The organism is Streptomyces sp. NPDC043853, from assembly GCF_056436025.1.
Genome location: NZ_JBWKDJ010000014.1, coordinates 107374 through 121374, shown reverse-complemented (window position 1 = coordinate 121374; position 14001 = coordinate 107374). Strand labels below are relative to the sequence as shown.

11 protein-coding genes are annotated in these 14001 nt (G+C 72.4%); 8 read left to right on the top strand and 3 right to left on the bottom strand.

Annotation, left to right across the window (positions count from 1 at the left end):
• Position 1 precedes the first annotated feature (1 nt).
• The gene (locus AC067U_RS30050; RefSeq protein WP_478833022.1) at positions 2-787 is read left to right on the top strand and encodes an ABC transporter permease; all 786 of its coding nucleotides are present in this window, start codon (positions 2-4) and stop codon (positions 785-787) included.
• Between the two features lie 135 nt (positions 788-922).
• Here the strand turns inward: AC067U_RS30050 and greA are convergent, their stop codons facing one another.
• Both greA and AC067U_RS30040 read right to left on the bottom strand, forming a co-directional pair.
• Positions 923-1420: a transcription elongation factor GreA gene (greA, locus tag AC067U_RS30045; protein ID WP_478832954.1), complete on the bottom strand. Its 498-nt coding sequence runs from the start codon at positions 1418-1420 to the stop codon at positions 923-925.
• Positions 1421-1656: 236 nt separating this feature from the next.
• Positions 1657-2082, bottom strand: a complete 426-nt coding sequence (locus AC067U_RS30040) for a DUF4307 domain-containing protein (protein WP_478832953.1) — start codon at positions 2080-2082, stop codon at positions 1657-1659.
• 120 nt (positions 2083-2202) lie between these two features.
• Between AC067U_RS30040 and mca the strand changes: the two genes are divergently transcribed.
• Together mca and AC067U_RS30030 are read left to right on the top strand one after the other, a co-directional pair.
• The gene (mca, locus tag AC067U_RS30035; RefSeq protein ID WP_478832952.1) at positions 2203-3084 is read left to right on the top strand and encodes a mycothiol conjugate amidase Mca; all 882 of its coding nucleotides are present in this window, start codon (positions 2203-2205) and stop codon (positions 3082-3084) included.
• 2 nt (positions 3085-3086) lie between these two features.
• The gene (locus tag AC067U_RS30030) at positions 3087-3344 is read left to right on the top strand and encodes a hypothetical protein (RefSeq protein WP_478832951.1); all 258 of its coding nucleotides are present in this window, start codon (positions 3087-3089) and stop codon (positions 3342-3344) included.
• Positions 3345-3958: 614 nt separating this feature from the next.
• Here AC067U_RS30030 and AC067U_RS30025 read toward each other — a convergent pair.
• Positions 3959-7369 (bottom strand): tetratricopeptide repeat protein, encoded by a 3411-nt coding sequence (locus AC067U_RS30025; protein WP_478832950.1) that lies wholly within the window; start codon positions 7367-7369, stop codon positions 3959-3961.
• Positions 7370-7485: 116 nt separating this feature from the next.
• Here AC067U_RS30025 and AC067U_RS30020 point away from each other — a divergent pair, with 116 nt between their 5' ends.
• From AC067U_RS30020 to AC067U_RS30000, 5 genes are all read left to right on the top strand, one after another.
• The gene (locus AC067U_RS30020; protein WP_478832949.1) at positions 7486-8175 is read left to right on the top strand and encodes a hypothetical protein; all 690 of its coding nucleotides are present in this window, start codon (positions 7486-7488) and stop codon (positions 8173-8175) included.
• 83 nt (positions 8176-8258) lie between these two features.
• Complete coding sequence (locus AC067U_RS30015) at positions 8259-8738, top strand: recombinase family protein (protein WP_478832948.1); 480 nt, start codon at positions 8259-8261, stop codon at positions 8736-8738.
• A gap of 51 nt (positions 8739-8789) precedes the next feature.
• Positions 8790-10853: a thioredoxin domain-containing protein gene (locus AC067U_RS30010; RefSeq protein WP_478832947.1), complete on the top strand. Its 2064-nt coding sequence runs from the start codon at positions 8790-8792 to the stop codon at positions 10851-10853.
• Positions 10854-11064: 211 nt separating this feature from the next.
• Complete coding sequence (locus AC067U_RS30005) at positions 11065-12321, top strand: glycosyltransferase (protein ID WP_478832946.1); 1257 nt, start codon at positions 11065-11067, stop codon at positions 12319-12321.
• On the top strand, positions 12318-14000 hold the full coding sequence (locus AC067U_RS30000; protein WP_478832945.1) for an ArnT family glycosyltransferase: 1683 nt from the start codon (positions 12318-12320) through the stop codon (positions 13998-14000). The genes AC067U_RS30005 and AC067U_RS30000 overlap by 4 nt, the downstream gene beginning before the upstream one ends.
• The last annotated feature ends 1 nt before the right edge of the window (position 14001 follow it).

Here is a 14001-nt window from a genome sequence, read left to right as displayed (position 1 = left end):
CATGAGCGATTCACTCGTCATCGCCCGCCGGAACGTGATCCGCCTGACCCGCATCCCCGAAATGATCGTGTTCGGCCTGATCCAGCCGATCATGTTCGTGGTGCTGTTCAGCTACGTGTTCGGCGGATCGATGATGATCGGCGGCACGACCAGCGCGAGCGACTACCGGAACTTCCTGATGGCCGGCATCTTCGCGCAGACGGTCACCTTCGCGACGGCCGGGGCGGGCGCCGGCATCGCGGACGACATGCACAAGGGCCTGATCGACCGCTTCCGGTCGCTCCCGATGGCCCGGGGCGCGGTGCTCACCGGCCGCACCCTCGCCGACCTGGTGCAGACCGCGCTGACCCTGGTCGTCCTGGCGGTCGTGGCCCTCCTCGTCGGCTGGCGCATCAACGAGGGCGTGCCCAAGGCGCTCGGCGGATTCGCCCTGCTCCTCCTGTTGGGGTACGCGTTCTCGTGGATCGGGGCGCTGATCGGGCTGTCCGTCCGTACCCCGGAGGCGGCGACCTCGGGCGGGCTGATCTGGCTGTTCCCCGTCACGTTCATCTCCAACGCGTTCGTGCCCACCGAGAACATGGCCGGCTGGCTCCAGCCCATCGCGGAGTGGAATCCCTTCAGCGCCACCGTGCAGGCCTGCCGCGAGCTGTTCGGCAACCCCGGGGTCTCACCGTCGGACGCCTGGCCGATGCAGCACCCCGTCTGGGCCTCGCTGATCTGGTCGGCCGTGATCATCACGGTGTTCCGCACCCTCGCCGTCCGCAAGTACCGCTCGGCCTCCGTCTGAGCCGCCCCGCACACACCCGCGCACACCCGTGCACACCCGCGCACACCCGTGCACACCTGCGAAAACGTGCGGGAACGCGCGGAAGCCCCCACCGGCCGGTGGGGGCTTCCGCGCGTTCGTGTGCGGTGCGGACGGTCAGCCGGTGTAGGGCTTCACGCCGAGGATGCGGACCGACGCCCGCTTGCCGTTCGGCAGCTCGTACTCGGCGTCCTCACCGATCTTCTTGCCCATCACGCCGGCGCCCAGGGGGGACTGCGGCGAGTACGTCTCGAAGGCCGAGGACGCGTACTCGCGCGAGGCCAGCAGGAACTCCATCGTGTCGTCCGGGTCGCCGTCGAAGGCGATGGTCACCAAGGTGCCGGGCGCCACGACGCCGTCGGACGCGGGGGCGGTGCCGACCTTCGCGCTCTCCAGCAGCTGGGTCAGCTGGCGCACGCGCAGTTCCTGCTTGCCCTGCTCCTCCTTGGCCGCGTGGTAGCCGCCGTTCTCACGGAGGTCACCCTCCTCGCGGGCGGCCGCGATCTTGGCGGCGATCTCCGTGCGGGCGGGACCAGACAGGTAATCCAGCTCGGCCTTGAGCTGGTCGTACGCCTCCTGGGTCAGCCAGGTGACGCTCTCGCTCGTCTGGGTCACAGGTGCTCCTCGTCGGTACAGGGGACTTCATGGCCGCACACCCCGTGCAGCGGTGCGGGCGAAACCACGAGCCTAACAATTCGGGAAGAAAAGGGGGAGGAGACCGTGCGTATGAAGTGTGTCATTGCAGCTCCGCGGCAGCCGTGCAGACGGCCGGCCCCGCACCCGCCTGAGCCGCCACGGGCCCTGTCCCCGCCCCGTCCCGGACCCGCCCCGTCCGGCTGCCGGGCGTGTCGTCAGCCGGCTCGGCCGGCCGGCTGGCAGCCCACCAGCTCGATCATCGTCGCCCGGCCGGTCGTCTTCAGCGTGACCATCTCGTCGACCCGCTCCTCCGGCTGCGCGAAGGTGAAATCGGCCCGGCCGACCTCGCCGTGCTCCTTGTCCTGCGAGCTCAGCGTGCACACCCCGGTGACGCCGGCCTCCTTGCGGACCTCCAGGTGCACCCGCACCTCGGAGTCGGACACCACGTCGTACTTGATCACTTCGGCGCTGACGCTCTGGCCGGCCACGTAGTCCCAGCCGATCCAGCCGACCACGCCCAGCAGCGCGACCCCCAGCACCGATCCGACGATCTTGAGCTTGCGGTCGGCGCGTTCGTCGGCGGAGCGGCCGTAGCGCCCCTCGGGCAGCCCGCCGGGCAGCCCCTCGCGCACCGAGCCCATGATCGATCCTCTCTCCGGGGGCCAGGAATTTTCCGTCCCCCGATTCGGTCACTATAGAAGCCGCCCGAACGCCCGCCGACCGCCGCCCCTCGACGGTGCCGAAACGCAGAGGATCCTGTCTTGACCGAGCAGCTTCGACTGATGGCCGTCCATGCCCACCCCGACGACGAGTCGAGCAAGGGCGCGGCCACCATGGCCAAGTACGTCTCCGAGGGAGTGCCGGTCCTCGTCGTGACCTGCACCGGTGGCGAGCGCGGCTCGATCCTCAACCCCAAGCTCCAGGGCGACAAGTACATCGAGGAGAACATCCACGAGGTCCGCCGGAAGGAGATGGACGAGGCCCGCGAGATCCTCGGCGTCGAGCAGGAATGGCTCGGCTACGTCGACTCCGGCCTGCCCGAGGGCGACCCGCTGCCGCCGCTGCCCGAGGGCTGCTTCGCCCTGGAGGACGTGGACGAGGCGGCCGGCCGTCTGGTCAAGAAGATCCGCGCGTTCAAGCCGCAGGTCATCACGACGTACGACGAGAACGGCGGCTACCCGCACCCCGACCACATCATGACCCACAAGATCACGATGGTGGCCTTCGACGGCGCGGCGGACACCGAGAAGTACCCCGAGGCCGAGTTCGGCCCGGCCCACCAGCCGCAGAAGCTCTACTACAACCAGGGCTTCAACAAGCCGCGCACCCTGGCCCTGCACCACGCACTGCTCGACCGCGGCATGGAGTCCCCCTACGGCGAGTGGCTGGAGCGCTGGAAGGAGTTCGAGCGCAAGGAGCGGACCCTGACCACGCACGTGCCGTGCGCGGACTTCTTCGAGATCCGCGACAAGGCCCTGATCGCCCACGCCACCCAGATCGACCCGGACGGCGGCTGGTTCCGCGTTCCGCTGGAGATCCAGCGGGAGGTCTGGCCGACGGAGGAGTACGAGCTGGCGAAGTCGCTCGTCGACACCGCCATCCCCGAGGGCGACCTCTTCGCGGGCATCCGGGAGAATGCGTGAGCATGAGCGCTCCCCAGGCAGCTGTGACCCAGTTCCTTCCGCTGGCCGCCGACACCTTCGACAAGAACAAGGTGACGCCGGGCATCCTCGGCTTCATCGTCTTCGCGGCCCTCGCCGTCGGCGTGTGGGCCCTGATGAAGTCGATGAACCGCCACATGGGCCGGGTGAACTTCGAGGAGGCCCCGGCCACCCCGGCCCCGGCCACCCCGGCCCCGGCCGCCGGGGGGACCGGCACCGACCGGGACACCGACCGGCAGTAGCGGCCGGGGCCGGACGCCGGTCCGCGGCCCTGCTCCCCGGCCATGCTCCCCGGCCCCGCTCCCCGGAAAAAACCCGGTGGGGCGGGCCGGCCCTTGCGTGCATGATCACCGGGTGACAGCGAACCGCCCCTTCGACGCCGACACGGTCTTCGCGCCCCTGCGCGGCGCCCGGGTCTGGGACGTCCTGCTGCCCGGCTTCATCGACCGCGACCTGCCGCTGCCCTTCTTCCGGCCCATGCCGAGCGCGGTCTACTTCGCGCTGCACGAGGACACCGGCCCGGGCACGGGAGGGAGCGCACGAGGCGGCTGGGCCCGCAACGGATTCATCCAGGTGGGCACCGTCGGCTCGACCCGATGTACTTCGACGGCATCCGGATCCAGGGGGCGGGAGCGTACGAGGAGTGCCTCGCCGAACGCCGCTCCCGCACCGACCTCGGTCCGGTGCGGGAACATGTCTGGACCCCCTGACCCGGTCGGGCCTCGGCCCGCCCACCTGCCCGCCCGCGGCGCCGCTCGGCCCGGGCGAGGCCCGAGCCGTGCGGGACGCGGACGGCTGACCGGCACGGCGCGCCACCACCCCGGCCGGCGGCTCAGGCGGAGCCGGACGCCGATCGCTACGGCACCGGGACCCCCATGATCTCGCGCGAGTGCCGGTTCGGGACCATCTGCAGGCGCCACCCCTGCCAGCCCTCCGCCGGTTCCACCCCGCGCGCCAGCACCACCCCGTACGCCTCCGCGCAGTCCTCCAGGCGGGCGTCCCGGGCCGGGTGCGGGGACGCCGCCAGCTCCGCCAGCTCCGCCCCGGCCTCCTCCGCGGCCCCCGCCACCCCGGTGTACGGCAGCATCGTGCAGCGCAGGAACCGCGCCCAGTCCTGACCGCGCAGGTCCCCGTACGAGGCGAACAGCTCCCGGGCCTCCTCGCACAGCGACACCGCCTGCGCCAGCCGGCCGTTCCCCGCGTCCACCACCGCCAGCTCCAGACAGGTCCACGCCTCCCCGTGCGCCAGCCCGATCCGGTGGAAGTCCGCCCGCGCGTCCACCAGCAGCTGCCGGGCGAAGCCCGAGTTCCGCAGGTTGCCGGTCTGCGCCGCCCGCTGGTCGCGGGTCACCCGGCCCGAATGGTGCCGCGCGCACGCCAGCCCGTACACGTCCCGCATCCGCGAGAACATCGTCCGCGCCCGCTCCAGCTCCCGCACCGCCCGGTCCCGCTCGCCCAGCTCCTCCAGCGCCTGCCCCAGGTAGTACAGCGACCACGCCTCACCGCGTACGTCCTCCGCCTCCCGGTGCCGTACGTGCGCCTCCCGCAGCCGGTCCGCCGCGGCCGACGGGTCCCCGCCCACCAGCCGCGACCGGCCCAGCTGGGTCACCGCCCACGCCTCGCCCCGGGCGTCCCGGGTCCGCCCGTACAGCTCCAGCGCCCGGTGGAACTCCTCCTCCGCCGCCCCCACCTCGTCCGTCCGCAGGTACACCTGGCCCCGCTGGAAGTGCGCCCACGCCTCCCCGTGCACGCTCTCGCTCTCCCGGTGCAGGGCGAGGGACGCCTCCAGCAGCGACAGCGCCTCCGGCAGGTGCGCCAGATCCCGCTCCACCGCCGCCAGCGCGTGCAGCGCCCAGGCCCGGTCCCCCGCCAGCTCCGGCGCCTCCTGGAGCGCCACCGCCTCCCGGATCTTCGCCGCCGCCTCCGCCAGATGCCCCTGGTGGTGCAGGGTGATGCCCAGCGACACCAGCGCCCGGGCCGCGCCCGCCTGCTGGTTCGCCTCCTTGAACTGGTCCACCACCGAGCTCAGCGTCATCCGCGCCCGGTCCAGCTCGCCCAGCTGCCGCGCCGCGATGCCCGTACGCCACTGCACCGAGCGGACCATCACCGCCCGGCCGTCGCCGGCGCCGCCGCTCCCGCTGCCGCCACCCCCGCGGGCGCCGCCGTCGCCCTCGCCACCGTCGGCCGTTCCGGCCACCGCCTGCGTCAGCTCGTTGATCTCGCCCAGCCGGTACAGGTCCCCGCGCAGCAGGCAGTGGTCGCACAGCGCACCCAGCAGGTCCAGCACCGCCTGCTGGTCCACCCCCTCGGTGTTGCGCAGCGCCGCCGTGATGAAGCTGGACTCCTCGTCGAGCCAGCCCAGCGCCGCCTCCACGGAGGCGAACCCGTGCCCGCCGAACTGGTTCGCCCGGGTCGAGGTCCGGCCGTCCACCAGCCGGATCACCGAGTCGGCGAGCTGCGCGTGGTTCCGGATCAGCCGCTCGTGCGCGGCCGCCAGCACCTCCCGGCCGACGGTCTCGCCCTGCCGGGCCTCCGCGTAGGAACGCACCGCGTCGTGCATCCGGAAACGGTGCCCCCGCACCCGGTCGACCAGCCCGGCCCGCCACAGCTCCTCCAGCGTGGCCAGCGCCTCCTGCTCCGGTACGTCGAGCAGCGCGGCGGCGGCCGCCGCGCCGAGCGAAGCCCGGCCGGCCAGCGGCAACCGCACCAGCAGCCGCGCGGCCCCTTCCGGCAGCTCCCGCCCGGCCACCCGCAGCGCCCGCCCGAGAGCCCCGCCCGTAACGGCCGGGACGGCGGTACCGTCCGGGACGGCGGCGCCCGGTTCCTCCAGTCCCTCCAACGCCTCCGGCCCCGGACCCCGCATCGCCGCCACGAGCGCCCCGGCTCCCAGCCGCGGCACCAGCGGACCCAGCACCCGCAGCGCCAGCGGCAGCCCCCCGGCCTCCGCGACGACCCCCGAGAGCCCTGCCGACGCGGTCCCCGAACCGTCCGAACCGGCAGCCCCGTCCGAACCGGCAGTCCCGTCCGCACCGTCCGGAGCAGCCGCGCCGTCCGCCGCCGCCCGCAACAGCCGCGTCGCCTCCTCCTCGCCCAGCGGAGCCACCTCCAGCTGGTGAACCCACGCCCGGGTCTCCGCCGGCAGGGCCAGCGGCTCGCGCGTGGTCACCAGCACCAGCGAGTCCGACCGCTCGGGCACCAGCAGCCGCACCTGCTCCGCGTCCACCGCGTCGTCCAGCACCACCGCCACCGGCAGCCCCAGCACGTGCTGGTGGTACAACTCGCCCAGCTTCCGCACCTGCTGCTCCGTCGAGGCCCGCTCCCGGAACAGCAGCTGCTCCCGCGGCGCCCCCAACCGGTTGAGGAGATGCAGCAACGCCTCGCGGGTCGGCAGCGGCGAGCCGCCGCCCGGCGAACCGCCCCGCAGGTCCACCACGCACGCACCCCGGTACTGGTCCCGCAACTGGTGCGCCACCCGGACCGCCAGCGCCGTCCGCCCCACGCCCGGCTCCCCGTGCAGGACCACCACCACCGGCCGCGTCTCCGTACTGGCCCGCGCCGCCTGCACCCACTGCGCGATCCGCGCGACCTCCACCTTCCGACCCTCGAACGCCCCGGCGGGCTCCGGCAGCTGCCCGAAACTCTGCTCCAGCACCCGGCGCCGCCGCGCCTCCGCGCTCCGGTCCGCCCCGCGCAGCTGCGGACCGGCCCCCGGCCCCCGGCGCGGCCCCCGCGCCGCCACCGCCACCTTGCGCTGCTGCTCCAGGAACGGCCGGATCCCACGCACCTCCAGCGCCGACAGCCACTGCAGCCGCAACTGCTCCGGCCCGCCCGGCTGACCCAGCGCACCCGCCCGCCGGTGCGCCGCAGGCAGATGCGTCGCCGTCACCTTCAGCACCGTCGTGACGGCCCCGGCCACCCCCACCACCGCGCCCGCGCCCAGCGCCGTACCGGATTCCACCCCGAGCGCCACGTCCGCCCCGAAGGCCGCGAGCGCCCCGACCGCCGTCACCAGCAGCGCCGTCGCCGCGTTCCCGCGCCGGAACGCCTCCCCGAGCGACTCCTCACCGGCGGCCGCCTCGTCCAGCGCCCGTACGTACGCCCCGTACTCCTCCGCCGCGCTCGCGGCCAGCGCGTCCAGCGCCTCCCGCCCGCGCGCCAGCAGCGCCGCCCCGTCGACGGCCGCCGCACCGGTCCCGGAACGCCGCACTTCCTCATCGACCGCCCGCTCCAGCAACCGTTCGGCCTCGCTCCGATGGCTGTCCCGCATCAGCAATCCCCTCCGAGCGTCCCGACAGGGCTCACCAGTGTCCTGCCCGACCCCCGCATGCGCGAGGGAATCTGAGCTAGATCAGAGGGAAGAACGGTCACCTACACTCAACCCTCGTGATCCAACTCACCTACACGGGGGACAACATGACGGTGCGTGACATCAGGACGGCGGCACGCCTCATAGGCCGCCGCAACGCCCTGCGCTACCTCGCCATCGGCGCCGGCGCCACGCTGCTCGCCGCCTGCTCGGGCAAGGAGAAGCAGGCCGTCCAGGACCGGAACCCGGCCGCCGGAGCGGCCGGCACCACCGCCGCCACACCGCCCCCGGCCACGTCCCCCACGGCGGCCGCCCCCTCCGCGACCGCCCCCGCCCCCACGAAGAAGGGCGTCCTGGAACGCTCTTTCGAGGCCTTCGTGACCGGCACCTGGCAGGTCCGCTCGACGATGCCCGGCGGTGACGTCGGCCAGGGGAAGGCCACCGTCACCCCGTACTCCTGGTCCATCGTCTGGGAAGGCGGCGCCGACACCTGGGAGGGCGGCTACCGCCTGCACGGCAGCGGTGTCCTGGCCATCGTCTTCCAGGCCGGCCCCAAAACCCTGACCCGGGAGAACGACACCCAGGCCCACTCCGTCCCGGTGTCGGTCGGCGACACCTTCAACCTCACCCTCCCGTGGCAGCCGCCGGGCAGCGGCAGCACGGGCGACGGCCAGCGCCTCGCGGTCGACTACGCCAAGAACACCCTCACCATCCGCCACATCGAACGCTCCGGCAGCACCACCACCCATGTCTGCACCCGCGCCTGATCCACACGAGTGACCGATGTTCTGTTCGTGCGTTATGCCGAGCATCGGATGAACACTCGAAGGGGAGGGTGAGCATGGCCTCCGTGTCACGCATCGAAGAACACGGCCTCATCCCGGTCGCCTCGTACGCGCGAACCTCGCAGGACACGCCACAGCGCGATGCGCGGGGCGTTGGACACCAGCACCGCATCAACGAACGCACGGCCCGGGAGCACGGCTGCGTCGTCGTCGCGACGTACACGGACAACGCATGCAGTGCTACCAAGGACGACCGGAAGCGACCCGCCTTCGAGCACCTGCTCGCCGATCTGCACCAGGGGCACGCCCACGCGGACGGCCCGCTGAGGGCAGTCGTCGCCGTCGCCGACGACCGCCTCTACCGCAGACCGGAGGACTTCGTGCGGTTCATGGCGGCACTGACGTCGTCACCGGGCCGTGTGTTCTTCGCCCGAGACGGACTGCATGGCAGCCCATCGTTACCGCTGATCAGTGGACCGCAGTCTGCTCTACCTTCTCGGTGGGTAGCCTCTACATGCATCGCGGCAGCGGTTCTCCCCGGGTGACCGAGGGCGCCGTCATGATGCGGAGCTCCGCGCGTGCGGCAGGATGGAGGCATGCCGAACCGCCTCGCGAACGAGACATCCCCCTACCTCCTGCAACACGCGGATAACCCGGTCGACTGGTGGCCATGGTCGCCTGAGGCGTTCGAAGAGGCCCGGACGCGCGGTGTGCCGGTGCATTTGAGTGTCGGTTACAGCAGCTGCCATTGGTGTCATGTACTCGCCAGCGAAAGCTTCGAGGACGAGCCGACCGCCGCCTTCATGAACGAACACTTCGTCAACATCAAGGTCGACCGCGAGGAGCGGCCCGATGTCGACTCCGTCTACATGGAGGCCGTGCAGGCGGCCACCGGGCAGGGCGGCTGGCCGATGACCGTGTTCATGACCCCGGACGCCGAGCCGTTCTACTTCGGGACCTACTTCCCGCCGGAGCCGCGGCACGGGATGCCTTCGTTCATGCAGGTGCTCGAAGGGGTGCGGACCGCCTGGGTCGGACGACCCGGTGAGGTCGCCGAGGTGGCCCAGCGGATCGTGCGGGACCTGGCCGGGCGGCAGCTGGACTACGGGAAGGCCGGGGTACCCGGTCCGGAGGAGATGGCGCGGGCGCTGCTCGCGCTGACCCGGGAGTACGACGCGACGCACGGCGGGTTCGGCGGGGCACCCAAGTTCCCGCCGTCGATGGTGATCGAGTTCCTGCTGCGGCACCACGCCCGCACGGGCGCCGAGGGCGCCCTGCAGATGGCCGTGGACACCTGTGAGGCCATGGCGCGGGGTGGGATCTACGACCAGCTGGGCGGCGGGTTCGCCCGGTACTCGGTGGACCGGGCCTGGGTGACCCCGCACTTCGAAAAGATGCTCTACGATAACGCCCTGCTTTGTAGGGTTTACGCCCATCTGTGGCGGGCCACCGGGTCGGAGCTCGCGCGGCGGGTGGCGCTGGAGACGGCCGACTTCATGGTGCGGGAGCTGCGGACCTCGGAGGGCGGGTTCGCGTCGGCGCTCGACGCGGACAGCGCGGACCCGGTCAGCGGGAAGCACGAGGAGGGGGCGTACTACGTCTGGACGCCGGCGCAGCTTCGGGAGGTGCTCGGCGAGGAGGACGCGCTGCTGGCGGCGGCGTACTTCGGGGTGACCGAGGAGGGCACCTTCGAGCACGGGACCTCGGTGCTGCAGCTGCCGCAGGGCGGGCCGACGGTGGACGGGGAGCGGATCGGCCGCATCCGGGCGCGGCTGCTGGAGGCCAGGGAGCAGCGTCCGGCGCCGGGCCGGGACGACAAGGTGGTCGCGGCCTGGAACGGGCTGGCGATCGCCGCGCTCGCCGAGTGCGGGGCGTTCTTCGGGCGGGAGGACCTGGTCGAGCGGGCCACGGAGGCGGCGGATCTGCTGGTCCGGGTGCACTTCGACGCGAGCGCCGGGCGGGCCCGGCTGGCCCGGACCAGCAAGGACGGCAGGGCCGGGGCGAACTCCGGGGTGCTGGAGGACTACGGGGACGTCGCCGAGGGGTTTCTGGCGCTGGCCGCGGTCAGTGGTGAGGGCGTGTGGCTGGACTTCGCCGGTCTGCTGGTGGACCTGGTGCTGGACCGGTTCGCCGCGGAGGACGGGAGCCTCTACGACACCGCGCACGACGCGGAGCGGCTGATCCGCAGGCCGCAGGACCCGACCGACAGCGCGGCCCCGTCGGGCTGGACGGCGGCGGCCGGCGCGCTGCTCTCGTACGCGGCGCACACCGGCTCGGAGCCGCACCGGACGGCGGCCGAAAGGGCGCTCGGCGTGGTGCACGCGCTGGGTCCGCGCGCCCCGCGCTTCATCGGGCACGGGCTGGCGGTGGCGGAGGCGCTCCTGGACGGTCCGCGGGAGGTCGCGGTGGTCGGCCACCCGGACGATCCGGCCACGGTCGAGTTGCACCGGGCGGCGTTGCTGGGGACGGCTCCCGGTGCTGTTGTGGCGATGGGTTTGCCTCAGCGTGAGCGCGCGGGCGACGGAGAGTTCCCCCTTCTGGCCGAGCGCACACTCGTACACGACCGGCCCACGGCGTATGTGTGTCGACATTTCGTCTGCGCGCGGCCTACGACAGACCCGGTCGAGTTGGCGGGGCAGTTGGGTGGGATTCGCCCCTGAAGGTCCCATTGTGGCGTCAACTCCGCTTGAACGCGGCGAAGTTCGGCAACGTGGTTTTTATCTGAAGAGCGTCTGGGTTTCATGTCCAGTGCCTAATCTCGTGGCTGCGGGGGCGGCGGGCCGGGGGGCCCGCCCGTAGTGCCCCCAGGGGGGTTTTCAGCTCGCCGCGGTCCGGCACAGGTCGGCCGCGGCCTGCCTGTGGGGGGACTGTTTGTTCACGTCTGTGTTCATTGCTGCCATTTCCCTGGCGCTCTTCTGGATGGCCGCGTTCACGCTGTGGTGGCAGATGCATGCCTGGCGCACGCCCGAGACGCTCGCCGCCACCCGCTTCGACCGGCCCGACGGCGAGGGCGGTCTCGCCTTCTCACTGCTCCTGCCGGCCCGCCACGAGCAGGCCGTGCTGGAGCACACCATCGACCGGCTGCTCGAATCCAGCCACACCGACTACGAGATCATCGTGATCGTCGGCCACGACGACCCGGAGACCGCGGAGGTCGCCGAGCGGGCGGCCGTCCGCGCGCCCGACCGGGTGCGGGTCGTCGTCGACCACCACGAGGCGAAGAACAAGCCCAAGGCCCTGAACACCGCGCTGCCGCACTGCCGCGGCGACATCGTCGGGGTGTTCGACGCCGAGGACCAGGTCCACCCGGAGCTGCTCGCCCACGTGGACCACGCGTTCCGCTCCACCGGCGCCGACGTGGTGCAGGGCGGGGTCCAGCTGATCAACTTCCACTCCAGCTGGTACAGCCTCCGCAACTGCCTGGAGTACTTCTTCTGGTTCCGTTCCCGGCTGCACCTGCACGCGCAGAAGGGGTTCATCCCGCTCGGCGGCAACACCGTGTTCGTCCGCACCGAGGTGCTGCGCGAGGCCGGCGGCTGGGACCAGAACTGCCTGGCCGAGGACTGCGACCTCGGTGTCCGGCTGTCCTCGGTGGGCAAGAAGGTGGTCGTCGCCTACGACTCCGACATGGTCACCCGCGAGGAGACCCCGGGTTCGCTGATCAGCCTGCTCAAGCAGCGCACCCGCTGGAACCAGGGCTTCCTCCAGGTCTACCGGAAGAAGGACTGGCAGCAGCTGCCCGGCCGGGGCCAGCGCTGGCTGGCCCGCTACACCCTGATGACGCCGTTCATGCAGGCGGCCTCCGGGGTGATCATCCCGGTGAACACCGCCGTCGCGCTCTTCCTGGACGTGCCCGTCGGGATCGCCATCATCACCTTCCTCCCGATGATCACCGCGATGGTGACCTTCGTCTTCGAGATCGTCGGACTGCACGACTTCGGCCGCCAGTACGGGCTGCGGGTCCGCTTCGTGCACTACGTCAAGCTCGTCGTGGGCGGCCCCTTCTACCAGGTGATGCTGGCCGGCGCGGCGATCCGCGCGGTCTGGCGCGAGCAGCGCGGCCGCAACGAGTGGGAACTCACCAGCCATACCGGCGCCCATCTCGCCCGAGAGGACAGCCTCCAGTGACCGCCACCCTCCCCCCGGCCTCCGCCACGGCCCCGGCCCCGGCCCCGGCCACTGATTCCCCGGCCGCCACCCCCACCACCCGCCGCGGCCCGGCCGGGTCCGGCCCCGCGCCCGCCTGGGTCCGTCCGCAGGTCCAGTTCCGGCGTTCCCGCCCGGACCTCCTGCTGTGCGGGGCCCTGCTGCTCGCGATCCTGGTCGTGCAGGGCTGGAACATCACCGCCTTCCCGCCGCTCTCCGACGACGAGGGCACGTACCTCGCCCAGGCGTGGGCGGTACAGCAGGGCGAGGGCCTGGCCCACTACACCTACTGGTACGACCACCCGCCGCTCGGCTGGATCCAGGTCGCCGGCCTGACGTACCTCCCGTCCCTCTTCGTGCCCGAGTCGATGACGGTCGCCTCGATGCGCTTCGTGATGCTGCTGGTCTCGGCCACCAGCGCCGTCCTGCTCTACGTGCTCGCCCGCCGGCTGTGGCTGCCGCGCTGGGCGGCCGGCCTGGCGATGGGCCTGTTCGGGCTGTCCCCGCTCTCCGTGGTGCTGCAGCGGGAGATCTTCCTGGACAACCTGGCGGTCATGTGGATGCTGCTGGCCTTCTGCCTGGCCGCCTCCCCCAGCCGCCACCTGTGGCACCACTTCGGCTCCGGTCTGGCGGCCGCCACCGCCGTGCTGACCAAGGAGACGATGCTGGTGGTGCTGCCGGCGCTGCTGGTGACCATGTGGCGGCACAGCCACCGGGACACCCGCAAGTTCGCCGTCACCGGCGCCGTCACCGCCTGCGCCCTGATCGGTCTGTCGTATCCGCTGTACGCGCTGCTCAACCACGAGCTGTTCCCCGGCGAGGGCCATGTCTCGCTGATCGGCGGGATCACGTACCAGATGGGCCGCGAGGGCTCCGGCTTCATCCTCGACGCCGGTTCCGGATCGCACGGCGTCTTCCAGTCCTGGCTGTACTACGACACGGTGCTGCCGCTCGGCGGCCTGGCCGGCGCGGTCCTGCTGCTGCTCACCTTCCGCTGGTCGGTCACCGCCCGCGCCCTGGCCGGACCCGCCCTCGCCGCGGTCATCCTGGCCCTGGTCGCGATGCGCCCGTCCGGCTACCTGCCCGCCATGTACGTGATCCAGGCCCTGCCCTTCCTCGCCCTGGTGCTGGCCGGCGGCGCGGCCAGCGTCACCCACGCCGTGCTCCGCCGCGGCAGGTGGCGGATCGTGTACGGCCGCTGGGCGCTGCTCGCGGTGCTGGTGGCGTCCGCCGCCGTGTACGTCGTCCCGCGCTGGTACGAGGGGAACCGTACGGCACTCACGGTCGACGCCAACGCCCCCTACCGCCAGGCCGCGGCCTGGCTGGGCACCGAGGTCGAGGACCCGGCGCAGACCCGGGTACTGCTCGACGACGCGCTCTGGCTGGACGCGGTGCACGCCGGCTTCGAACCGGGCCTGGGCGCCATCTGGTTCTACAAGGCCGACCTCGACCCCGCGGTCACCAAGACCCTCCCGCGCGGCTGGCAGGACATCGACTACGTGGTGTCCTCGCCCACGGTCCGCCGGGACGCCCGCGACCTGCCCAACGTCAAGGCGGCGCTGGAGCATTCGACGCCCGTGGCCGTCTTCGGCAGCGGCGAGGACCGCATCGAGATCCGCAGGACCGACCGCGACCGGACGACCCCCAAGAGCGGGAGCTGAC

Excerpts from the sequence above, each read along its gene's own strand:
- AC067U_RS30040 (WP_478832953.1), bottom strand. The coding sequence starts at position 2,082 with ATGGGCTCGGTGCGCGAGGGGCTGCCCGGCGGGCTGCCCGAGGGGCGC.
- AC067U_RS30030 (WP_478832951.1), top strand. The coding sequence starts at position 3,087 with ATGAGCGCTCCCCAGGCAGCTGTGACCCAGTTCCTTCCGCTGGCCGCC.
- AC067U_RS30050 (WP_478833022.1), top strand. The coding sequence starts at position 2 with ATGAGCGATTCACTCGTCATCGCCCGCCGGAACGTGATCCGCCTGACC.
- AC067U_RS30025 (WP_478832950.1), bottom strand. The coding sequence starts at position 7,369 with ATGCGGGACAGCCATCGGAGCGAGGCCGAACGGTTGCTGGAGCGGGCG.
- AC067U_RS30010 (WP_478832947.1), top strand. The coding sequence starts at position 8,790 with ATGCCGAACCGCCTCGCGAACGAGACATCCCCCTACCTCCTGCAACAC.